This is a genomic window from Tildeniella sp. (assembly GCF_059505325.1).
Genome location: NZ_JCACKI010000001.1, coordinates 50590 through 73767, shown reverse-complemented (window position 1 = coordinate 73767; position 23178 = coordinate 50590). Strand labels below are relative to the sequence as shown.

At 50.2% G+C, this 23178-nt stretch carries 21 protein-coding genes; 15 read left to right on the top strand and 6 right to left on the bottom strand.

The genetic code is table 11. The annotated features are described in order from the left end of the window. Positions 1-303: 303 nt before the first annotated feature. The 3 genes from AC5JO6_RS00320 to AC5JO6_RS00310 all read left to right on the top strand — a co-directional run bounded on the left by AC5JO6_RS00320 (position 304) and on the right by AC5JO6_RS00310 (position 2634). Positions 304-1356, top strand: coding sequence for a cysteine peptidase family C39 domain-containing protein (locus AC5JO6_RS00320; protein WP_496079039.1), 1053 nt, complete (start codon positions 304-306; stop codon positions 1354-1356). Positions 1357-1633: 277 nt separating this feature from the next. Continuing rightward, positions 1634-2041, top strand: coding sequence for a response regulator (locus AC5JO6_RS00315; RefSeq protein ID WP_496079038.1), 408 nt, complete (start codon positions 1634-1636; stop codon positions 2039-2041). A gap of 461 nt (positions 2042-2502) precedes the next feature. Continuing rightward, positions 2503-2634, top strand: coding sequence for a hypothetical protein (locus AC5JO6_RS00310; protein WP_496079037.1), 132 nt, complete (start codon positions 2503-2505; stop codon positions 2632-2634). Positions 2635-2699: 65 nt separating this feature from the next. On the opposite strand, the gene AC5JO6_RS00305 is transcribed toward AC5JO6_RS00310, so the two are convergent. Then, positions 2700-2825, bottom strand: a complete 126-nt coding sequence (locus tag AC5JO6_RS00305; RefSeq protein ID WP_496079036.1) for a hypothetical protein — start codon at positions 2823-2825, stop codon at positions 2700-2702. A 20-nt stretch (positions 2826-2845) separates the two neighbouring features. Here AC5JO6_RS00305 and AC5JO6_RS00300 point away from each other — a divergent pair, with 20 nt between their 5' ends. From AC5JO6_RS00300 to AC5JO6_RS00285, 4 genes are read left to right on the top strand one after another with little or no spacing between them, the layout of a single operon-like run. After that, on the top strand, positions 2846-3829 hold the full coding sequence (locus AC5JO6_RS00300; protein WP_496079035.1) for an alpha-ketoacid dehydrogenase subunit beta: 984 nt from the start codon (positions 2846-2848) through the stop codon (positions 3827-3829). An 11-nt stretch (positions 3830-3840) separates the two neighbouring features. Continuing rightward, on the top strand, positions 3841-4065 hold the full coding sequence (locus AC5JO6_RS00295; protein WP_496079034.1) for a hypothetical protein: 225 nt from the start codon (positions 3841-3843) through the stop codon (positions 4063-4065). Positions 4066-4096: 31 nt separating this feature from the next. Then, positions 4097-4429 carry a DUF4258 domain-containing protein gene (locus AC5JO6_RS00290; RefSeq protein WP_496079033.1) on the top strand — a complete coding sequence of 111 codons (333 nt, stop codon included), beginning with the start codon at positions 4097-4099 and terminating at the stop codon, positions 4427-4429. Then, positions 4416-4640, top strand: a complete 225-nt coding sequence (locus AC5JO6_RS00285) for a hypothetical protein (protein WP_496079032.1) — start codon at positions 4416-4418, stop codon at positions 4638-4640. The genes AC5JO6_RS00290 and AC5JO6_RS00285 overlap by 14 nt, the downstream gene beginning before the upstream one ends. Positions 4641-4733: 93 nt before the next feature. Here AC5JO6_RS00285 and AC5JO6_RS00280 read toward each other — a convergent pair whose 3' ends face one another. Beyond that, positions 4734-7898: an MFS transporter gene (locus AC5JO6_RS00280; RefSeq protein WP_496079031.1), complete on the bottom strand. Its 3165-nt coding sequence runs from the start codon at positions 7896-7898 to the stop codon at positions 4734-4736. Positions 7899-8393: 495 nt separating this feature from the next. Here AC5JO6_RS00280 and AC5JO6_RS00275 point away from each other — a divergent pair, with 495 nt between their 5' ends. From AC5JO6_RS00275 to AC5JO6_RS00250, 6 genes are all read left to right on the top strand, one after another. Next, positions 8394-10208 (top strand): ABC transporter ATP-binding protein, encoded by a 1815-nt coding sequence (locus tag AC5JO6_RS00275; RefSeq protein ID WP_496079030.1) that lies wholly within the window; start codon positions 8394-8396, stop codon positions 10206-10208. Between the two features lie 447 nt (positions 10209-10655). Next, on the top strand, positions 10656-11858 hold the full coding sequence (locus tag AC5JO6_RS00270; protein ID WP_496079029.1) for an acyl-CoA dehydrogenase family protein: 1203 nt from the start codon (positions 10656-10658) through the stop codon (positions 11856-11858). After that, on the top strand, positions 11839-12591 hold the full coding sequence (locus AC5JO6_RS00265; RefSeq protein ID WP_496079028.1) for a PIG-L deacetylase family protein: 753 nt from the start codon (positions 11839-11841) through the stop codon (positions 12589-12591). Before AC5JO6_RS00270 ends, AC5JO6_RS00265 begins: the two co-directional genes overlap by 20 nt. Continuing rightward, a complete protein-coding gene (locus AC5JO6_RS00260) occupies positions 12588-13193 on the top strand; it encodes a class I SAM-dependent DNA methyltransferase (protein WP_496079027.1) in 606 nt (201 codons plus the stop codon). The genes AC5JO6_RS00265 and AC5JO6_RS00260 overlap by 4 nt, the downstream gene beginning before the upstream one ends. A gap of 143 nt (positions 13194-13336) precedes the next feature. Further along, a complete protein-coding gene (locus AC5JO6_RS00255; RefSeq protein WP_496079026.1) occupies positions 13337-14356 on the top strand; it encodes a DNA-methyltransferase in 1020 nt (339 codons plus the stop codon). Positions 14357-14361: 5 nt separating this feature from the next. After that, a complete protein-coding gene (locus AC5JO6_RS00250; RefSeq protein ID WP_496079025.1) occupies positions 14362-15027 on the top strand; it encodes a hypothetical protein in 666 nt (221 codons plus the stop codon). Between the two features lie 306 nt (positions 15028-15333). Here AC5JO6_RS00250 and AC5JO6_RS00245 read toward each other — a convergent pair whose 3' ends face one another. After that, positions 15334-16656, bottom strand: coding sequence for a glycosyltransferase family 2 protein (locus AC5JO6_RS00245; RefSeq protein WP_496079024.1), 1323 nt, complete (start codon positions 16654-16656; stop codon positions 15334-15336). Between the two features lie 225 nt (positions 16657-16881). Here AC5JO6_RS00245 and AC5JO6_RS00240 point away from each other — a divergent pair, with 225 nt between their 5' ends. Then, positions 16882-18108, top strand: coding sequence for an MFS transporter (locus AC5JO6_RS00240; RefSeq protein ID WP_496079023.1), 1227 nt, complete (start codon positions 16882-16884; stop codon positions 18106-18108). 707 nt (positions 18109-18815) lie between these two features. Beyond that, positions 18816-20699: an FAD-dependent oxidoreductase gene (locus tag AC5JO6_RS00235; protein WP_496079022.1), complete on the top strand. Its 1884-nt coding sequence runs from the start codon at positions 18816-18818 to the stop codon at positions 20697-20699. Positions 20700-20746: 47 nt separating this feature from the next. Here AC5JO6_RS00235 and AC5JO6_RS00230 read toward each other — a convergent pair whose 3' ends face one another. The 3 genes from AC5JO6_RS00230 to AC5JO6_RS00220 all read right to left on the bottom strand — a co-directional run bounded on the left by AC5JO6_RS00230 (position 20747) and on the right by AC5JO6_RS00220 (position 22899). Further along, a complete protein-coding gene (locus AC5JO6_RS00230; protein WP_496079021.1) occupies positions 20747-21031 on the bottom strand; it encodes a DUF1816 domain-containing protein in 285 nt (94 codons plus the stop codon). A gap of 100 nt (positions 21032-21131) precedes the next feature. Then, on the bottom strand, positions 21132-22142 hold the full coding sequence (gene rlmB / locus AC5JO6_RS00225) for a 23S rRNA (guanosine(2251)-2'-O)-methyltransferase RlmB (RefSeq protein WP_496079130.1): 1011 nt from the start codon (positions 22140-22142) through the stop codon (positions 21132-21134). Between the two features lie 355 nt (positions 22143-22497). After that, complete coding sequence (locus tag AC5JO6_RS00220; RefSeq protein WP_496079129.1) at positions 22498-22899, bottom strand: Mini-ribonuclease 3; 402 nt, start codon at positions 22897-22899, stop codon at positions 22498-22500. Between the last annotated feature and the right edge of the window lie 279 nt (positions 22900-23178).

The following is a 23178-nucleotide window of genomic DNA, read 5'->3' as shown; positions in this document are numbered from 1 at the left end:
ACTGAATCCTTTTCCAAATGAACTATTAATTACGGATTCCCTCAGCAAAGCGGTGTAAAGCATTAAAGCGTCATCCAGCAGCGAGTGTCATCCTGCCTTTTCGGTGTTGTGACGGATTTAGACGCTCAACTTCAAGCGTTACACTCAAAGAAACGCCTGGTTCCCTGTAAAGGCAACTGTGCTGGGGCGGTAGAGCTGCCATAGCTTACTACTTGCAAAAGCACAGGCGCTTATTTCACAAGCCGTTTAGCCATCTGCCTTTTACGCTCTGCTGTCTGACACTCAATACATGCGATCGCCAACATGCTGCTAGAGATCATCGCTACATTACTGCTGGGTGGTCTGCTCTTTCGCTGGGGTATGCGTATTGGCAAGCTGTTTCTACGTAAAGGCGCGACAGCAAACGATTTATTCAAAGGTAGAACCTCCCTTTCGCTGCTGTTTTTAGGGCTTTACGTTGGGCTGATTGTGCTGGCACTGAATGTGCCTCAAATGCAGTTCCTACCAGTCGAGTGGCGTGTCTATGGTATGCGGATCACCTGGACGATTATGCGTGCCGTCCTGCTAGGGTTTTGTGGGCTGGCATACATCGTCAGTTGGCAGACGGCACGCGTACAGGTGATTGCTGTAGCGCTGATTGGCATCATGGGAATCACTGGATTCAGCGCTTCCGAAGCCTATTTTCTAGCTCCGATTTACACTACGCTTTACAACAACTTGCAGCCCAATGGGGTGTATAAGCAAACCTCCATGAGTAGCTGCGCGCCTGCGGCTTTGGCAACCGTGCTGCGACGATGGCAGCTTGACGCTACGGAGTCGGGTGTTGCGCGGCTTGCAGGCACCAGTCGTCTAGGCACCTCAATGCCGCAGTTAATTGTCGCTGCCCATGAGCTAGGGATGGATGGGTTGGAACTAGCGCCTACCTGGGAGCAAATGCAACGGATTAACCGTCCTGGCGTGCTGGGTGTTTGGTTGCTGGATGGCGGGCGAAAACTGCCTCATGCAGTCGCTCTGCTAGAAATGAGCAATGAACTGGTTGCGATCGGTGATCCAGCGCGTGGCAAAATTTACACCCTCAACCAAACCCAGTTTGCTGAAATTTGGCGAAAGCAGTACGTACCGATCTTCCGAGCCAGCGATCGCACCCTTACGTCAGAACAGGCAGCCGACTATCTACAGCGCCTCGGCTATCTCAGCCCACCCTCAAAGGATCTCGGCAAGGCAATCCGCCGCTTTCAAACGGCTGTTGGCATTCCTATTACAGGCGAACTCAATATTGAAACAGTACTCTCGCTAACAGGTTCCTTTTTGGAAGGTGTGCCGACGCTGACACCAAGTCAGCTCCCTCCACAGTAGGGTGAGCAGCCCTTACAGCGGTTCTCATTTGGAGTGCAGTACAAGTTTTAGGTTTTAAGGCAGAAGGCAGAAGGCAAGAGGTAGGCAGGAGGAAAGCTGTAACTCTTTTTGCTTCTGCTTCAAACGCTGCACACTTTAGAACAGACAGAGCGATCGCTTGAGCAGATTCTGAGAAAATCCTTCTTGAGCAGGAGCATATGAGCAATGGTTAAAGCTATACCTAAGGACTGCGAAGCATTTTTAAAACTCTTATCACTTCATACAACTCTTTTTTGTGATGGCATTAATGACGAAACCACTTTTTCAAGGAAGACAACAGGTCAAGACTGGATATATTCTGGTTGTTGACGACATGGCAGATAACTGCTTTTTACTCAAAGCAATCTTAGAAGGAGAAGGCTACAGCGTTGAAGTTGCCAGCAACGGCATGGCTGCGTTAGCAAAAGCAGAGGCATTGCCGCCTAAGCTCATGCTGCTGGATGTGATGATGCCTGACATGAATGGTTATGAAGTCACTCAGCGCGTGCGACAGAGCACCAAACTGGCAGATTTGCCCGTGGTACTGATCACAGCACACGGTAAAGAAAGTGCAACGATCGGAAAAGCGGCTGGCGCAAACGACTGCATCTCCAAACCCTTCGATTTTGACGAGTTGATTCGGCAAGTTCAGATTTACACCCTTTAGTCATGCGGCGCTATCAACATCGTTTCCTAAGTAAGAAACTTTAGATCACACACTTTTCAGAGAAAAATCACGTTGAGGCTGCGCTGTCAGTCACGCGACTCCTCTTAAAGCTGTTCCATATTGTAGCTATGTTTACAAAAGGAACGCCCCCTATATGCAACTTCTACCTCGTACACAAGAAACACAATCTGCTGAATTTGCCTCCAATGTTGAATCAACTGCTTCCAGATGTGCACGTAAACCGAAATTGACAATGGTTTGGATGACTGAGTCAATCGGCGATCGTACCCGTCTCGTTGCCCGCTGGACGACACAAGACTAAGGGCACATTCAACTTAACGCAAACAAAAATCCCCTCGCAGTAACGGCTGAGGGAATTTTTGTTTGCTATTTTTTCGACAATTTGGCTGATTTTTTCGCTGCTGCCAGAAGAAGGGAGTAGACGTTAACTGGTAAGCAAAATGGTCAGACTCATTGGCACAGGGCTACTTCTGGTTGGCATAGTGGTTGTGCTAATCAACCCGATGCTCGTTCAAATCTGGGTAGCCGCGATCGCGTTAGGGCTACTGTCACACTGGGTTACTCAAAATTGACATTGAGCGGTGGAGGATGGATAAAGGAGATAGAAGGCAGAGGGCAGAAGGCAGAAGGCTAAAGGCTAAAAGCTGATGGCTGACCGCTGACCGCTGACCGCTGAAAGCTGATGGCTGACCGCTGACCGCTGACCGCTGACCGCTGACCGCTGAAAGCTAAACGCTATAGACTCCTGTAAAATGACAGACATTGCCGCAACTAGAGGAACCAATGGCAGAAACACTTTTCTTTAATGCCCTGCGCGAAGCGATCGACGAAGAAATGGAGCGCGACCCAACCGTAATGGTCATGGGGGAAGACGTAGGGCATTACGGCGGTTCCTATAAGGTGACGAAGGATCTGTACAAGAAGTATGGTGATTTGCGGTTGTTGGATACGCCGATCGCCGAGAATAGCTTTACTGGCATGGCTGTAGGAGCCGCGATGACCGGTCTGCGACCCATCATCGAAGGGATGAACATGGGCTTTTTGCTGCTGGCATTTAACCAGATTGCCAACAATGCTGGAATGCTGCGCTATACGTCTGGCGGCAATTTCAAGATTCCGATGGTGATTCGAGGCCCTGGTGGTGTGGGTCGGCAACTTGGCGCAGAACATTCGCAGCGGTTAGAGACGTACTTCCAGGCAGTGCCGGGGCTAAAAATCATTGCGTGTTCCACTCCCTACAATGCGAAAGGGCTGCTGAAGTCGGCGATTCGTGACAACAACCCCGTGCTGTTTTTTGAACACGTCCTGCTCTACAATCTGAAGGAAGATTTACCAGAGGGCGAGTATCTGTTGCCTCTAAATAAGGCAGAAGTGGTGCGATCGGGCGAAGATGTCACGATCATCACCTACTCCCGGATGCGGCATCACGTGATGCAGGCAGTGAAGACCCTAGAAAAAGATGGCTACGATCCAGAAGTGATCGATCTGCTGTCGCTGAAGCCACTGGACTTTGACACGATCGGCGCATCCATTCGCAAAACCCATCGTGTGATCATTGTGGAAGAGGCAATGCGGACGGGCGGCATTGCGGCAGAAGTGATTGCGTCGATTAACGATCGCCTGTTTGACGAGTTGGATGCACCCGTTTTGCGGCTCTCATCTCAAGACATTCCCACCCCTTACAATGGCGGTTTGGAAAATCTGACGATCGTCCAGCCCCAACAAATTGTCGAAGCCGTCCAGAAAATGGTGGCGCTCAAAGTTTAAGCTGGACGCTGATGAAAGCAGATCACGACCAACTCATTCATTTCGCTTTGTGCCTTAACAATGAGGGCTACAAAGCTTCACTAGAAGTCGGAAAACTGTATCGCATGATTGCTGATGAGCAAGCTACAGCACATGGGTTGGTACGGATTGTGGATGGAAGCGGTGAAGATTATGCTTTTTCGACGAATCGTTCCATCCAATCCCATTACCGCAAAATGTGGAAGCAGTTCTGCTAAAAGCATCTTAAGCCTGTAAGAGAATAGTCCCATGACTTCTCTCATTGAAGACATCCGCCAGAAAATTGCTGATGAGCGATATGAGTTTTCCAAACATGCTGTTGATCAGTCAATCTTGAGACAAATCCAGGTTCAAGAAGTCAGAGAAACGATCGCCAAGGGTCAGGTTATTGAGCATTATCCAAACGATAAGTATGGTCCGAGTTGTCTTATTAGTGGCGTGACTCAAACCCAACGGAGACTTCACATTCAATGTAGTTATCCGCCTCGTCCCTTGCTGAAAATTATCACTTTATACGAACCTGACCCGCAGCGATGGAATGCTGACTTCACACAAAGGAGGAACCGCAATGATGAGTTATGAGCAAGAAACGTTGGTTGAAAAACAAGTGACTTACACGCTCCAACTGAATGGGCAAGTCTTTGTCATTGAGAATGTACCTGCTCGCATCAATGAAGAAACTGGAGAACAGTTTTTTTCTCCATCAACGGTAGAGCATTTGCAGCAAATTATCCTGACTCGACAAGAGCCAGATCGCTTTGCAGAAGTCCCTGTATATAACTATGGGACTTAATCACGATCACTGTAGTGACGCGACTTGTCGAATTCAACTATAAAAAAGCCTCTCCGAAGAGAGGCGATGGTGTGAGCCTTTTAAGGAATGGGATTAGACACCTTTGACGGCGATCGCGCCTGCTAAGGCAGCAGCACCAGCCGACACAAGTGCAGTGCCAAACAACCACCAGGCAGCACTGGCAGCCGCTTTTTGGGTTTCCTTTACCTGCTTCTGCGCCTGATATTTGACCTCTTCCAGTCGTCGTTGTGCTTCGCCTTGCAGACGCTCTGCACGACGCAATACACTGCTGCGGGCATCTTCGACCTGATCGATGATGTGATTTGCTTGCTCTTCGGAAATATCATCACGAGAACTCATCACGGCGACCAGCGTTTCGCGGTTGAAACTGCCAAGCCGATCGCGCATTGCGTCAAAGCCAGCCTGGGGATCGTAGAACATGGTGCGAACGTCGCGCTTGATGCCGTCGTAGTTGAGTTCGGGGCGATCGAGCGCGTTCAGGTAATCCCGAATGCGCGCCAGAATGCCATCGATCACCGACTGAATGCGGTTCTGGATCTTTTGAATCTGAGCCGATACCTGATCGCGTACAGCCAACACCTGATCGACAATCCGTTCCGCTTCTGCTGTAGATATATCCTGGCGTTGAGAGAGCAGCGCCACGATGGTTGACCGATCGACCTGGCTGAGGCGATCGCCCAAGCTGCTGGCTCCTGAGCGGGGATCATTCAGCAGCAGTTGCAGATCGCGCTTAATGCCGTCAGGGTTGAGTTCATCCTTGTTGGTTTGGAGCAAGTAGCTTTCCACGTTGGTCTGGAAATCTTGCACACGCTGTTTGGTGCGCGATGCCAGACGACGCGGTGAGCGGACAATACGACGAATCGCTTCCTGCACCTGATCGATAGACTGGTTGACTTGCTCTTCGGTGAGATCATCTCGTTGGCTAAGCAGTTTGACCAGCGTTTCACGATCGACCTGCGAGAGGCGTTGCCGTAGCGCGATCGTGCCCTGTTTTGGATCATCCAGCAGTGTCTTCAAGTCGCTCTGAATGCCATCAGGATCAAGCTCCGATAGGTTAGTGCGTCGCAGATAGTCGGCGATCGCGGTACTCACCTGGTCATACTGATCCTTCGCTTTATCCGCCACGATTTGCGGTGCATGGAGGACGCTATACCGCACGTCTTCAAGCTGAGTGATGATGCGATCGGCTTCCTCGGGTGTCATATCCTGCCGCTGAGCGAGAAGCTGCACGAGCGTATCACGATCGACCTGGCTGAGGCGCTCACGCAGGGCATACCGTCCCGCCTGCGGATCATCTAACAGCAGTCTAAAGTCGCGCTTAATGCCGTCGGGGTTGAGTTCTGACTTGTTGGTATTTCGCAGATAGTTTTCGACGCGATCGCGCACTGCCAATGCCTCTGCCTTCACGCGCTCTTGAGATTCATGCGCTGTACTTAGAACATTGTCACGAGTGCTTTCAAGTTGGCTGACGATGCGATCGGCTTCTTCGGGTGTGGTGTCCGGTCGCTGCGCGAGTATGGCGATCAGCGTATTGCGGTCAAATTGGCTGAGTCGAGACTGCAAGGCATCAAAACCAGCCTCGCGATCGTCCAGCAGCAGACGAAAATCTCGCTGAATACCGTCAGGGTTGAGTTCATCTTTGCCAGTCGATCGCAGATAATTTTCTACTCGACCGCGAACATCTTTGGACTGCTCATCAGTTGCCGCTGCCTGTACAGTGCCAAGCACCGAAACGCGAATCGTTTCGAGCTGATCCGCGATTTCCGACACTCTTGCAGGTGTGAGGTCACTGCGTTGCGACAGCACCTCCACAAAATAGGCGCGATTCAGTTGTTCCAGTTGGCGTTGCACCGTCACTGGGTCGGCTTCAGGATCGTAGATGGCATCCCTGAACTCGGTTTGCAGCGTTTCGCGGTTGAAGTGCCAGTAGTAGGTGTTCAACAGGTAGTTTTCAGCATCTGCCTTGACCGTGTTGAAGGGTGCTCCTGGTACCTTTTGAGCAATCTGCTTCGTTGTATCGCTGACTTTATCTTTGGCTGTCTGAAGCTGACCAAGAATTTTTTCGACGCTCAGATCAGACAAATCACCGCGTTGCAGCACTGTGCCCATGAGAGTCGTAAAGCCAAGCTGGAGCGCTTGACTGACTGGACTAACGTCTGCCTTGGGCGATTGTGCCAGTTGTCCTGATGATGCCAGACTTCTTTGCTGACGAACCTCTTCAGTCAGACGATCGATCTTGGCGTTTAGTTCGCTAGAGTTTAGCGCCTCAGGCTGAGCAGACTTGAGGTACTCCACCAACTCTGAGGTTGGGTCTTTCTTCTGAAACTGGTTGACGACCGTTTGCCAAACCGATTCAAGCTGACCCACGACACGCTCAACATCTCGGCGGGAAAGATCGGTGCGGCTGCTCACCAAATTCATGAAGGTGGCGCGATCGATACTCCGCAGGCGATCGGCGATCTCTACTGGCGAACCACTACCCGCAATCTCTTTTAACTCTGGATCGTTGACCAATTTCTCAAATTCGCCCCGGATCTTGGACATATCCAACCCTGCTGGGCGCAAAGCATCCAGATAATCCTCAATGGAATCCCGTACGCTGGCTGGGTCAAGCCCTGTACCCAGTTCTCGCCGGACGGCTGCTGCCGCTGCTTCTGCGGTTGAAACAACCTGACTGTTTACAGCTTTAGCTCCGAGAGCCGCGGTTGCCGTCCCGAAAATTGCTTGAAATCCTGACACGGCAGTATTCACGACCGAGCCAGCCAGAGAGCCAACAGTTAACGAACTAAATAAGACTAACAAAACGAAGTAAGCGCCCCAAATAACAACGCCGACGATCGCGCCTAAGGCAGAACTGGTAATTAAACTCAGCTTCACCGCTAAGAGGCACGCCAGAAACAGCGCTACGCTAACTGTAAGCAGCGTCCATAGACCGACAGCAAAGCCAATTTTCTTGACTGTGCCGCCCAGACTGCCCGACTCATGGCTGTCAGAATCAGAATCATCGCTCGACGATCGCCCAAGGTACGAAATACCCGCTGCTACCGAGAGATTGGTAAGCAGTAATTGAAAAGCAAATGCCAGAACTAAACCTGCAATTAAGGCGATAAAAAATTGAGGTCCTGAGAAAACTAAAGCTGCCCTTTCCGGTGTACTGACTGCCCCATCCAAAGGCACCTGCGCCATCCATATCGGAAGGCGATCGAGATCCAACGCCATCCTAAAGTCATCAATCATACGAATTTTCCTCGTGAACGCTCAACTGAAGCCGCCCTTAATCTGTAGAGAGCTGACACACCGTTTGAATCATGTCTCCCGTTGTAGATAGAATCGCCGAGTGCGAGGCTCTGCTTCATCTCTCCTGAGGGTGAGGCGATCGTTCCCAAAGGGATGAAATGAGCCTGAGCGCAGAAAGCAGAGACTTGGGCATTGAAAATCAAAGCACACCGGATATTTTCTTCCTTGCGATTTTGAGAAAGCGTTTCTCTCGTTCGGGAATGTCACCCAGTGTGCTGTATTTGTATTACAATACTACTTTTGTAGTATGAGCAAGTGCTTTGTGCGAAGAGGTTTGGGAAGCACAATCGTTTGTTGCCTGGATTGAAGCGCCTGGACTGAAGCGAACGTCCATTAGCGGAAATCAGCAAAATCTAACGTTAACAGGTGGTGGTTAGCGTTGGGTTAACTGAATTGCTCGACACAAACCTCGCATCGACCGTTTTAGGAGGAATCATGGCGAAATTTCAAGACCTTATTCGCTACTACGATCGGTACTGGCGAATCTCCGTCTTCAGCGTTGCAATGATGAGTGCCTTTGAAGTGATTGATTTATTTGGTCCCTACGCGATCGGGCAAATTCTCAACGTGCTGTCCAAGCAACCCGTCGATCAGCCTGTGCAGAACCTGATTACAGGCGTTGCCAATGTGACAGGACAACCCCAAGGACAAACGCTTTCGTTGGCTGTGCTGTTGGCGTTGGTCTGCCTTGTCTCGGTGGGGCGGGCACCCATTCAACCCTGGCTGGGTCCCTGGTTTAACTGGGATACTGCCTTTCGTGCGCGTCGAGATCATGCCCAGAAAGCGTTGGAAAAGGTGCTCACCTTGCCGCTGGAGTTTTACGACGAAAATAATCCTGGGCGGATTGCAGCACGGGTTGCCAAAGGTATCTCTAACCACACCTGGACGTATCCCGAAATTACCGGGCAGTTTTTGCCCAAACTGTTTCGGATTGTGGGCATTTTCACCGTGATCTGGTTGATCGATTGGCGCATTGCGATCGTGCTGCTGATCTCGTTTATCGGCATTCTCAGCTTCAGTTTGTCTGGTTTAACCAAATTAACCAAGCAGGAGGAAAAGCTCGATCGCTACATTGAAGACACCGAAAGCCGCAACTCGGAAATCATCACCAACATTAAAACCGTGAAAGCCTTTGCCACCGAAGCGCAAGAGCTGACCCGACAACGCCAACGGTTCGATCGCGAGTTCAAGGTGGTGGATTATCGTATCCACAAAGGCTACGTCATGCTGGGCATGTATGAGCGGACGATCGTGCAAAGCTGCGTCTTTCTGGTGCTGGTGTTTACGCTCATGGCAGCAGTGCGGGGCGAAATCTCGCTGGGGCATTTTGTCACCACGCTAACGGTTTCTAGCATGGCGTATGCCGAAGTGGAGCCGATTAGCCAACTGGCGGAAGTTTTTGCGCGTCGCTATGCATCAATGATTCGCTTTCACGAATTTATGCAGCTTCCGGCTGGCAGAGATGCGGGTAGTCTGGTGCGAGACAAGGATGCCGAGCCGTATCAGTTCACAGGCAAAGTGGAATTTTCGCACCTAACCTTCGGGTATGACCCCGATCGTCCGGTGCTAAAAGACATCAACCTGCTGATCGAACCCTATCAAACAGTGGCGTTGGTGGGGCGTTCCGGCTCTGGCAAGTCCACACTGGTCAAGCTCCTGTTTCGCTACTTCGAGCCAAACAGCGGCAGCATTCTCATGGATGGTCACGACCTGCGCCGCCTGGATGTGACAGGCTACCGGAAACGGCTGGCGATCGTCCACCAGGAGGTAGACATCTTCAACGGTACGTTGATGGACAATCTACTCTACGGCAACCCCAGCGCCACTCCAGAGCAAGTCCGAGAGGCGTGTCGCATTGCCCAGGCAGACGACTTTATTCGGCACATGCCTCTGGGCTACGCCACAGTCGTTGGTGAACGCGGTGTACGACTCTCTGGTGGTCAGCGTCAACGAGTCGGCATTGCCCGCGCCCTGATTATGGAACCGGATGTGCTGATTTTTGACGAAGCGACCTCCAGTTTGGATTACGAGTCGGAGCGATCGATTCAACTGGCGATGCGCGCTATTCTCGGCACCCGCACGCTGATCATCATCGCCCACCGTCTCAGCACCGTCCGCGAGGCAGACAAAATTGTCGTTCTCGAAAACGGTCACATCGTCGAAGTCGGCAACCACGACGAACTCCTGAACCGCGAAGGTATCTATCGTCGCCTTCACTCCTTGCAAGAAACAGGAGAATTGCTTGCTTAGCGCACGAATCGAAGGCAATAGCGGGTGAAACGCGCATACACTTGGCGATGTTCGATAGAGCCAATTTATATTGGACATCGCCTACTGGTAGTCTTTTGTAGTAAAGGATGTAGAAAAGGTAGGGAGCAACCCAGGACTCTAGAGACAAAATTGAGAATGAGCGAAAAGAGGCTTCAAGCAGCAAAAGCACTCGTCAAGCGGCTCAACCCAAGCAAGTAGTCAAGAAGATTAATGGAGAATACCAAAAATGCGTTTCAAAGGACGGCTGATTCGATTAAGGATAGCTTGACTCCCGACGAAGATGCGGTTTAATAGCGGTTTGTTTAGCGGTTTAGTATCTAAAAGCATTCAAAAGGCAGAGGTTTTTACAAGTAATTTTGGTGCAACATCTTAAGTATTGACTCTAACGAAAGATTAAGTGAAGTGCTGCCAACTCTTGTTGACTCCTTGCCAAGTTTGATTGGTAAACAAAGCGGCTTGCCCCTGGATGAACTGCTAGTTCGAGCGACTAAAGTTGCTGATTTTTGTGCGACTAATGCGGCTGCGATCGATCACAACGGTGCCTTTCCAGTCGAAGAATTTGAGCTGATTGCGAAAGCAGGTCTATTGGCAGCACCCTTGCAGCCAGACTTAGGCGGGTTGGGCGTAGGGCTTGACGCAAGCCTCACCTGTGAATTGCTTATGCTCCTTAAACAGATGGGACGCGGTAATTTAGCAGTGGGTCGCCTTTACGAAGGGCATGTAAACGCACTGCAACTCATTCAAACGTTTGGCACACAAGCGCAGATGGAAGCGTATGCCAGTGATGCCCGCGATCGCCATAAAATCTTTGGCGTTTGGAATGCAGAAGCAGAAGATGGAGTCAAAGTGCATCCTCTGGAAGGTGGTCGGTATCGTTTAGACGGTTCAAAGACGTTCTGTTCCGGTTCTGGCTTTGTCGATCGCCCATTTGTCAATGGACCGTTGGGAGATAAACCCTGGCAAATGTGTATCGTACCAATGGAAGCGGTGGCGACGGTGAGTGATCCTACCTGGTGGCAACCGTCAGGGATGCGAGCCACTGCCAGTTTTAAGGTGGATTTTAGCGGTGTCGAGTTGGATGCGAGTGCACTGATTGGACAACCGGGTGATTACTTTCGGCAGCCCTGGTTAACGACTGGCGTGATTCGCTTTGCAGCCGTGCAGTTAGGAGGCGCAGAGGCGCTCTTTGATGCGACCCGACAATACTTACGCGACTTAAATCGCACCAGTGATCCTTACCAGCAAGAACGGCTCGGTCGGATGGCGATCGCGCTTGAAAGCGGCAATCTCTGGCTACACGGCGCAGCGGAGCTTGTGCAATCGTATGCTCCCATTTTTGGTGGTCATCCCGATCAGTCGTATCAGCAGGCAGAGAAGCTCGTTGCTTATGCCAACATGGTGCGAACAGCGATCGAACAGATCTGTATGGATGTGATGCAACTGTGTGAGCGATCAGTTGGCACTCGTGGCTTACTGCCGCCGCATCCAATGGAGCGCATTATTCGAGATTTGACCCTCTATTTGCGTCAACCTGTGTTTGATGCGGCTCTGGCTAACGTTGGACAGTATGCGTTATCCGAAGCAAGCGCCACCCATTCACTATGGTCTTATGAACGCTCCGATCGCTAGCCAACCGCCCCTTTTCAATCCTGCTACATTGCCGTTGCGATCGGTACATACCATCACGGGATCTGCGTTGGTCGTTGCGCCCCATCCTGATGATGAAACGTTGGGCTGTGGTGGCGCGATCGCGCTACTTAGAGCCTTGGACTATCCAGTCTATATCTTGGTGATTAGTGATGGAACGTTGTCCCATCCTCGATCGCTCAAATATCCCGCTCCACGATTGCAGGCATTGCGGCAGGCGGAAACGTTAGAAGCACTGTCTATTCTGGGAGTGGAAAAGACGGATGTGATGTTTTTGGGTTTGCAAGATGGCTCGATTCCCACGTCTGAATCCCCCGGAATCCAGGAAGCAGTGGCGTGTTGTCGCACGTATTTAGAAGCACTGCTGCCTGAAACCATCTTTTTACCGTGGCGAACTGATCCACATCCCGACCATCGAGCAACATGGAAACTGATGCATACAGCATTAGTCTACTTAAATTACTCACCCCGAATCATTGAATATCCCATTTGGGATTGGGATCCAGAGCAAGGCACGTTCACCAGCCTTGAACAGGTTGTAGCGTGGCGATTGGATATTCAGGCTGTGCTAGAGACAAAGCTGAGGGCGATCGCGGCGTATCGTTCTCAAACAACTAACTTGATTGATGATGACCCAGAAGGGTTTCAGTTAACACCAGAGATGCTAGTGAACTTCACGCGTCCCTGGGAAATGTATTTGGAGGACGTTCAATGAATTCACCCCAACAATCTTTGACACCTGACTACTTTGATTCGCTGTACAACGCCGATGCCGATCCCTGGAAGTTTGAAACCAGCGATTACGAGGCAAAGAAATACGCCGCTACGTTGGCAGCTTTACCCAACGCGCGTTATCGATCGGCGTTGGAAATAGGGGGGTCAATTGGTGTGTTGACATCAATGCTGGCAGAGCGATGTGAGTCGTTGCTATCAATCGATGTGTCAGAAATGGCTCAGCAAAAGGCGATCGATCGTTGTCAAGCTCTATCACACGTCCGCTTTCAATTGATGTGCGTTCCAGAATCCTATCCTGATGAACAGTTCGATCTCACGGTGCTATCAGAAGTTGGCTACTACTGGTGCCGGGAAGACCTCCAAAAAGCACAGCAGTTGATGCTACAGCATCTTGAACCAGGCGGACATTTGCTCTTAGTCCATTGGACTCCATACGAGGACTACTATCACAATCCCTTGAGTGGTGATGACGTGCACGACTCATTCCTATCGTTACCCTCACCGCAAATCAAACATTTAAGGGGCGATCGGGCAGAGAAATACCGCCTCGATTTGTTTGAGCGGGTTGACGAAACCTTATAAATTAAAAAAATGAGAAGTGGTGAGTTAAAAGCACTAAGATTTGGTAAACTGAGTGGTTTGTTGTCTGACCAGCAGATGTACCACAACAAAGTCTGTGCACTCTATTGTGTTTGCGACTCTGTTTCTTGTATTAGGAGTTGAAAATGCCAGAAAGCAAAGAACGCGCCCCTCGCAATAGAACGATTACTCTGAATAGCGAAGAACAAGTTAAGTACAAAAACAGGCTACTGCGATTGAATATGCCTATTGAGTTGCAAGATGTTATCAATCGCACAATTCATCAAGACCTGCTTCAGGTTTTAGATTACTTGCCAAAACAGTCAGTTGATTTACTTTTTATTGATCCACCTTATAACTTAAATAAAACCTTCAACTCTAATAACTTCAAGAAAAAGAATTTGGATACGTATGCTGATTGGCTAGACGCTTATCTTGATAAACTTGAGGCTGTTTTGAAGCCTACCTCTTCAATTTATATATGCTCTGATTGGCAATCCTCACCTGCGGTTTATGCGGCAATAAAAAATCGTTTTCAAGTTCGTAATCGCATTACATGGGAAAGGGATAAAGGGCGTGGAGCTAGTAAAAACTGGAAGAATTCATCAGAGGATATCTGGTTCTGCACAGTTTCTGATACCTACACATTCAACGTAGATGCTGTGAAACTAAAGCGCAAAGTGATTGCCCCTTACACTGTGGATGGTACTCCTAAAGACTGGGACATAACAGATAAGGGAAACTATCGCCTTACGCATCCATCTAATTTATGGACAGATCTGACCATTCCCTTCTGGTCAATGCCAGAAAATACAGATCATCCAACTCAAAAACCGGAGAAGCTGGTTGCAAAGGTTATCCTTGCAAGTTCTAATTTTGGAGATGTTATTTTTGACCCTTTTCTTGGATCAGGAACGACATCTGTGGTCGCAAAGAAGTTAGGCAGAAAATACTTTGGTGTAGAGCTTGATGAAATGTACGCCTGTTTAGCTGAAAAGCGTCTTGAAATTGCTGAAGCTGAGCTCTCAATCCAGGGCTACGCTGAGGGAGTGTTTTGGGAAAGAAATACTCTGAATGAACAGGTGCGCTCTATTGACAAGAAGCGCAACTCTCAACATGACAAAACACTTCATCAGCAAGACTTGTTTCTCCTAGCAGAAATGTAGATCTCATGGAAAAGAGTCAGATCTTCTACAGCGAAAAGTTCAGCGAAGTCAACGAAGCCATCAAAGAATTTCTCAACTCTCAAGAAGATTATTTGTCTCTCTCAACCGCAAATAGCCCAAGAGCAGTTGGTGACGCTATTCAGGACGTTCTAGGCAGCAATTTGCAACAAGTGCTTGGGGAGGAGAATTGCAAGAACTACTCAGCTGATTTTGCTCGAAGAGCAATGGCTGATTTAGCTTTCGAGGACGATAACGGTTTTTACTATGTTATTGACATAAAGACTCACCGAATAAGCACAAAGTTCAATATGCCAAACTTGACATCTGTAGAACGGCTATCTCGTTTCTATGAGAATGACAAGAACGTCTTTGCAGTTCTGATGGTTGCTTACGATGTTGAAGGCACCCGCTTAGAGGTGGAAAGGGTTACGTTTGTACCGATCGAGTTTCTAGGTTGGGATTGCTTGACGATAGGTGCGTTAGGTTGGGGACAGATTCAAATTGCCAACTCAAACTCAATAACTGTTAACCCTGGTTATTCACGTAAGCAATGGATGCTAGAACTGTGCGATACCTTGTCAAACTTCTACCCAAGAGAGGTTGCTAAGATTGAGAAACGGCTGAGTCATTTTGATAAAGTTAAACAGTTTTGGCTCAATCACACTGACTAAATTTATCGGTTGTAGTGTCAGTAATCAGCAATGCGAAGGAGAGGACAATATGATCGCCAGTTTCGTAGATCAAGTTGCCTCCTAGGAAACTCAACACCCTTTTCTACTGACGGTCAAAGTCGCTTGCATTATTACAACGATCGCACCGCTCGAAGCTTAGCGTCATTCGGTTGGCATGACTTATCCTATGGTTACTAACGCTCAAGCTGTCGTTACTAACGGTGAAGCTATGGTTACTAACGCTCAAGCCGTGGTTACTAACGGTGAGGCTATGGTTACTAACACTCAAGTTGTCGTTACTTCCGCTCAAGCTGTGGTTAGTAATTGTGAAGCTGTGGTTACTTCCGTTGAAGCTGTGGTTACTAACGGTAAAGCTTTTGTAAAGGCAGAAGGTCTATTTACTCTAGAACGTAGGGGTTCTAGCAGCAGACGCAGATCGTAAATTGCTTGCTCGATTTTGACGAATGACCACCGCTGTTGCCATATTTCTTCCTGTGTCTGCCGTTGTTCAATCTGCTCAAACAGTGCACCCAACGACGCGTGTTGCGTTAGGGCAGCGATGAGCCAACCACGATCGACCCCTAACTGACTCGCGGGCAAGGCAATCTCCTGGGGAGTAGGCTGGCGACCATTTAGAAAGCGTTGCCAGAGTAGCCTTAATGTATAGCGCGCTTGCAACCGAGCGACGATCGCGCCTGCTGGCTCAACCAAAAACGGTTGGTGCTGCACTCCCATCGCTGACCATTGCTGAAGCTGATTGGCTAAACCATTCTGCGCGCGTCCAACTTGCCGCGCTGATGTGGTTACTCGTACGAGTGGACTGTGACGAAAGCGGGCATTCACTCGAACTAACGCCCGATAGAGTGCCACATCCTCTGAAGTCCTCACGGGTGGCAAACCACCTGCCTGTGCATACATCTCTGCGGTCACTGCCAAACTGGCACCGTAATGTTGAAAGTGACGGGGTAACCCATCAAATGGATCAGGGTCTAGATGTGTTTCTAGTTCAGCAACCAGAAAACGATAGCCTACTTCTCGTAAATGGCAGGCTCTCGCGTAAGGATCAAGGGCGGCGCGATCGCAGCGATCGGTCACAATCCGTCCGCCGACCGCATCAGCGCCACAGGTCATCTCATATAGAATTGCAGCAATCCAATCAGGAGCTACTTGTGTGTCGCCATCCGTGGAGGCAATAACTCCTCGGTTACGTCCCAATCGCATCAAGCGGCGATGTGCCTCATCCATCAATCGCTGCCGCACCCAGCCAATGTAAGCTTGAGACGCAGGTAACGTTCGTTCAACAATGTGCAGTACTAAATCCGGATGCTGTATGGCAAACCGATGTGCGATCAATACAGAATCATCGCTGCAATTATTGGCAAACAGAATCACTTCGTAACGGTCTGCGCTCAACGGGTGTCCATTTAAATCAACCTGGTGTGCAAGAGCTGCAAGCGTCTGCTCCAGTATCTCTGCCTCATTTCGCACAGGTAGAATGACACAGACTTCACATTGAGGAAGTGGAGGCGTTTGAACTAACGGATGAAATTTAGTTTCAGGAAGTAAGGAAAGGAAGGAAGTTGATGGAGCGGTGATTGTTCTCAGGCAATCATCTTTCACGTAGCCCACTGCTATATCTCCAAGGCAATCAAGCGGTTGCAGCAAGCTGAGTTATGGAAACCTCTTCATGCTTTGTACTTGTATTGTGAAGCGTTGTTCTAACGACAAAATCCGTCCCTTGATGGAGATCGTTCTCTAACCTTGTAACCTCAAGCAGCAATGACTCAAAAGGTGGAGGGCTTCGTGTAACAGGGGTGTGATGATTAGGTTTGAAGCCATTACGCGTTTACGGTTGTGTCAACAGAAACGTCTTGGCGATCGCCTCGCCGCAGCCTCAAAGCACTGGATCGTCTTAATTTCACGTTGGGTGATGTACGAGATGTTTTTGAACCGTATCTGGCAATCTTTCTAGCAACCGAGCGTCAGTTGAATCCTGCCCAAGTCGGTATTGCCATCGCTATCGCTAACCTTGCGGGTATTATCACCCAAACGCCCCTTGGCGCTCTGGTTGATGCTTCCAAACACAAGCGCCAGTTAATTGCGATCGCATCGTTTGTCATTGCAATTAGCTATTTGACCATTACATCCGTTCAGGCGTTTCCGATCGTGCTGGTCGCACAAGCAGGTATTGGTATAGCTGCCGTGACGATCATCCCAGCAGTCTCAGCTATTTCATTAGGGCTGGTTGGACAAGACCGCTTGAATCAACGCATTGGTCGAAACGAAGCGTTCAATCGAGTGGGAAACGCGATTACAGCCGTGATTGCTGGCGTTTTGGCACAATTTATCGGGCTGACCTGGATTTTTTATCTATTGGTGCTGTTGTGTCTTGCCACCATGATTCTGATCTTTCGAGTTCAGAGTCGCGACATAGACAACGCCGTTGCTCGCTCTGATGATGCAGGTGACACAGACCAGGAGCAGAGCCAGCCGCGGACAACGATTAAAGATTTGCTGCACGATCGTCCGCTCTTAATTTTCAGTTTGTCGGTTTTCCTGTTCTACGCTGCCAACGCTGCTTTATTGCCTTTAGTAGGGCAGCAGCTTACAGGTGGTCATTCCAATATGCCTTCTGCGTTTCTCTCTGCCTGCATTGCCATCTCGCAATTCACAACCATCCCTGTAGCGGCATGGGCTGGTAAAGCCGCCGATCGTTGGGGTAGAAAGCCCCTCTTACTGCTCGCCTTTGCTGCGACAACGCTCCGGGCTTTCCTATATGGGCTGAACGCAAATCCCTGGTTCACTGTGGGCGTTCAAACTCTTGATGGGATTGCATCGGGCGTTTTTGCTGTCTTGCTTGTGGTGGTAGTGGCTGATCTTACAAAAGGAACCGGACGGTTCAATCTGGCACAGGGAGCAATTTACACCACGATCGGGGTTGGTGCCGCACTCAGCAACCTTGCGATCGGCTTTTTAGTCAAAGTTGCAGGCTTCCCAGTTGGTTTCTTCACTCTCTCAGCCGTGGCGGCAATGGGGATGGTTTGGCTGGGGTTAGCCATGCCAGAAACAAAAGAGACGTAACGCAGTTAAGTCATGACTGTTGACTGATCAAACGTCCAACTCAACGATTTGTGTCTGTATTGCTGTGCCGTTAAGGTACAGGCGAGCTACGCGATCGGAAGCTTGAATCTTCGCGGTTCTGCGCTACCTGCATTGAGAAAGAGGACACCGTTATGCTCCCCTTAGGAACAAAAATTCAATCACACCGAATTTTGTAGGATGTGTAAAGTCTACTCTTCGAGAAGCAAGCTACGGCATGGCTTCGCTAAAGGTGCTAGCCGTGACGCATCAACGCCCCGGAAGCGATGCGTTACGCTACGCTGACGGCATCCTACGCAGAATTACAGGTCATTTAATCTACGATCCTTGGAACCAGTGAGGGCATTCACCGCTTCGGGGCTGCTGCTTTAGGATTGAGATCGATGGTCATGGCAATCGCTCATACTTGATCAATCGATTTCATAGGCGCTTCATAGGACAGGAAGTGGCGATCGCGTATGCACAGTAAGGCAAACGAAGAAAACTCCCGCAAAATGGTAGCGTCATCCGACACAAGGGAACCTCTCACAAGCAGAAAGGCAGCGGTTCTAAGTCTTTTCTGACTTCAGACTTTGTTACTGCTCAGACTTTGTTACTGCAAGGAAAGATAAGATAAGCAATAGTCAAACACTCAGGTGCGAATCGCGCCATAGTCTCTGCTCCGTTATACCGATCAGTTACGCCAAAAAATGCAAGCACTGATAGCCGATGTTTTAGTGGTGGGTGGTGGGACAGGTGGTACCGCAGCAGCGATTCAAGCAGCACGACGAGGAGCCAAGACGATCTTAGTCAGCGAGTTCTCGTGGCTGGGTGGAATGCTGACGAGTGCTGGGGTATCGGCACCTGACGGCAATGAGTTAACCGCACTTCAAACAGGGATTTGGGGCGAATTTCTACGTGAACTACAGCAACGACAACCAGAAGGCTTAGATCATGGTTGGGTGAGCTTCTTCACCTATGATCCTCGTCTTGGCGCTCAAATTTTTGCCGATTGGGTAGCAGCATTACCGAACCTAAAGTGGATCGCTGGGCAAACGCCGGAAAGTGTCTTTGTTCAAGAGCACCGCATTACTGGAGTACAGTTTCAAGATTTCACGATTCGCGCAACGGTGACGCTTGATGGCACAGAGTTGGGAGATTTGCTCAATCTAGGTGAAGTGCTGTATCGCTGGGGCTGGGAGTTACAAGCGGAGTTTGGCGAACCCAGTGCGCCTGTCGCTCCAAGCAAGCTCACGCAGCAATATCCTGTGCAGGCTCCAACCTGGGTCGTGGTGATGCAGGACTACGGTGAAGGTGCAACAGCTAACGAAATCCTTGCGCCACCAAACGATGATCCCGATCGCTTTGCAAGTGCGTGGGATCACTACGGGGGCGATCGCTTTCTCAACTATGGACGCTTACCTGGAAACCGCTTCATGATCAATTGGCCCATCCACGGCAATGATTATGGTGAAGGTTTAGAGCGTTTATTGTCAGCCGAACAGCGTTCAGCCTTTCTCACTGAAGCACTATGGCATACCCAAAGCTTTGCCCGCTTCATTCAACAACAGTTAGGTCGTCGCTATGGGTTGGCGATGGACGTTTTTCCTCTCAAAGAGAGGGGAGAGGAGAGAGGGGAGAGGAGAGAGGCAAGTTTCGGTGGTGGTGCTTATGCGCTGCATCCGTACTATCGGGAAAGCCGACGGCTGCAAGGGCTAACAACCGTGCGTGAGCAGGATATCCTCCCCCTAAGCAACGGATGTGTGGCACCCCTACCGATCGTCGTCTCTGGGCAGGGCTGTATGCAGGCAGAAACGGTCTGTGATGCGATCGCGATCGGCAACTATGTCAACGATCACCACTATCCCAGTGGAGACATTGTCTTGAAGCCAAAGTCGATGCGCTGGGGTGGACGTTGGACGGGCACTCCGTTCACCATTCCCTACCGAGCACTGGTGCCAAACAGCACTGATGGACTGCTGGTTTGCGAGAAAAATATCTCCGTTTCCCACATGGCGAATGGTGCGACTCGCTTGCAGCCACTGGTACTGGGGATCGGTCAGGCGGCAGGCATGGCTGCGGCGCTTTGTGTGGAGCAGGGGTGTGAGCCACGGGCATTGAATGTGCGATCGCTCCAGGAAGCATTGCTGACCGATTCGATCGCGCCAACGGCTGTTATCCCTCTGCTCAATCTGCTTCCTACCGATGCTGACTGGTTGTACTGGCAGCACTATTACCTAAATCAACCAGAAGCTTATCCTGCTAGCGGCAATTGCCCTACTCAGCGCCAAGCGCGATCGACCAGCCAAGCTCCTGCCCAGGCTGCTGATTTAGCCTCAGCAGAGACTGTACTCAGAGCACAATCTCTATCCGGCGTTTTTCGACAAGCAGGCGAGCAAGCTTACACGATGCAAGTAGAGAAGCCATCTGTACTCGAAAAGGCAATGATAAGCCTGGTTACTCTCGACCCAGTGATCAATGAAGCTCTTGCTACAGCGTCAGTAGAGCAACCGATCAGTGTGTCAGGCAGGCTGAACACGGCTGGAAATTGGTTTCTAGTAGAAGCAATCGAGTTTTCCGCAAGTACGCTGTAGTTGCCTGCGGTATCGTCTGCGATCGTGCCAATTTGGAGCCAGAGAGGTTACTGGAGCTGACCACGCAGCGATCGTGCGGCTCCCTGGCTAGGCTTCTCCCCCAAGTCATCAGCAACCGTTAGCCTGCTGGGCTTGAAGCGCTTCAGTGTTACCTTAATGCCTTGAGCGCCTTCTTGTTCTAAATCTTCAACGTAGCCACTCTTGGCAGCGGTAGCGGCTTTAGCGCTCAGAAACGGACCAAAGTAATAGGTGCAAGTCGGCGTGTCTGTAATGACTTCGACCCACCACGCAAACCCAAACAGATTGAGCAGATTTAACAAAAGATCTTGCATTAACATCTTTACAGATTTACCAATGGGTTAGCAAAATGGGTCACAACCTCACGTGAGGTTGTAAGGGCTGACTCTTTACACTTTGTATACTACTTGCGGCTCACTTTTTCAACCGCACAGCCTTTTCCACTGTATCCAGGTGCAATGTGTTCGACCAGCGCTGACGAAAGATTTCATAAAGCGCCATACCTGCGGCAACAGACGCATTCAAACTGGGAGTATTGCCGCTTAGAGGAATCGAAACTAGACTATCGCAGGCACGCTGAGTTAACATGCTTAGTCCATCGCCTTCTGCACCAACGACCAGCACCACAGGACCAGAGAACTGCACGGTTGGTAGCGCTTGACTGCCGCTGCTGGCAGTGCCATAGATCCAGAAGCCAGCAGTTTTAAGCTCTTCTAAGGCGCGACCAAGATTGACAACACGTGCGACTGAAAAGGTTTCTAGCGCTCCCGCCGCCACTTTGACCACCGTGGAGGTGACTCCCACCGCTCGCCGTTGGGGGATCACCAAACCCTGTGCTCCTAACGCTTCTGCCGTCCGAACGATGGCACCGAGATTATGGGGATCGGTGATGCTATCGGCAACGATGATTACTGGCTGGTCAGAAGCCGCTTTCGCCTGCGCGATCAAGTCTTGCAGATCCATATACGCATGGGGTGCAACCTGGGCGACAACGCCTTGATGGTTTGCCCGAAAGGTGAGTTGATCTAACCGCTGTGGTTCTACTTCATCAATGACCGTGCCGTTTGCTTTTGCCTGAGACAAAAGGTCATGAAAGCGATGATCGTAACGGAGTTTGGCTGTAATCCAGATGCGGTTGAGCGATCGCTGACCTTCTAGTGCTGCCAAAACCGGATGGCGACCATAGATCAGATCGGCTTCTTCAAGAGACGCTGGCGCTGCGATCGCAGGATCGTGTCCTGGTTCAAACTGCTGCCTTGCTTCAACAGGTGGTAGCGATCGCTGCTGGCGTGGTGCAGTCGATCGTTGCTCATACCGTGATGAATGCCCCGCACGTCGATTTGGCGCAACGGTTCCCGCGTCCCGCGACGGACGTGGGCTATCAGCTTTATAGTCGGAATTTAGCTCTCGTGAGGGCTTTGGCATCCCGGCTGGGCGATCGCTGCTGGGTCTCCGCACTCGTGGTCTGGCAGAGTTGCGGTCAGAGTTCCCATCGGTAGCCTTAAAATCAGTGCTGGCTTTACGCGCTGGACGTGGTTTACCAGCTTGAAAATCGGTACTCCCTTCCCGTGACAGCCGCGGCTTACCAGCTTTAATCGGCTGGGATCGCCCTTTTGATCCCACTGGTTTGATACGGGGTTTGGCAGAGCGGGTCGAAAGTGTGCGCTCTTGGGGATCGTCGTGATGTTTTTTGGCAGCCATGATGTTACGGAAGAAGTAAGCGAATAAGGCGTTTGAACGGTCTGAGTGACTGGTTTAGATTTGGCTTAATTCACTGGTGTTACAGCTCAGTCGGTGTATCAAGCTCTAGCTGTGCTAACAGTTGTGCCAGACGTGTTGGGTTGGTGAGGTAAAGATAACCAATCAAGGTTTCTAAACTGGTCGCTTGCTGATAAACGCTGGGATCAACTCGTTTGGGTCGTCCAGTTGCCGCGTTACGTCCGCGTTTCACAAGCTCCAGTTCGGATTCTGTCAAGGAAGGCATGAGCGATCGCAAATGCTCAGCCTGGCGTTCTGCCCTTACCTGAGCCACGACCTGAACGTGATAGGACTGAAGCCGCTTAGGTGGTAACAGATAAAGGCGACGAACGTAGAGTTCGTAAACAGCATCTCCTAAATACGCCAGGGCAGCAGGCGGCAACTGTTGAAGGGATGTCTCAACCAATGGAGGGAAAGACAGCATGAAGGCAACTTCGTCAAGCGATGCGGTCTCGACACAGGGCTGTGAGCGATCGCCGTGCCGAGCTGTATCCGTAAGCGCTACCTCCCATCTCATTTCTGCATTCACCAACCTAGCGATCGGATTCAGGACACGCTCATGAATCTGCCGAGTCAACCAAATCAGCCTACTCATCTTAGCTGGATTTCTAGTTGGTTGGCGGACTCTCGCAACAAGTCCTCACGCCTGTTTTATTTATCTATACTAGAAAATCTCTCCTAAGAATGACAGATGCAACGGTAT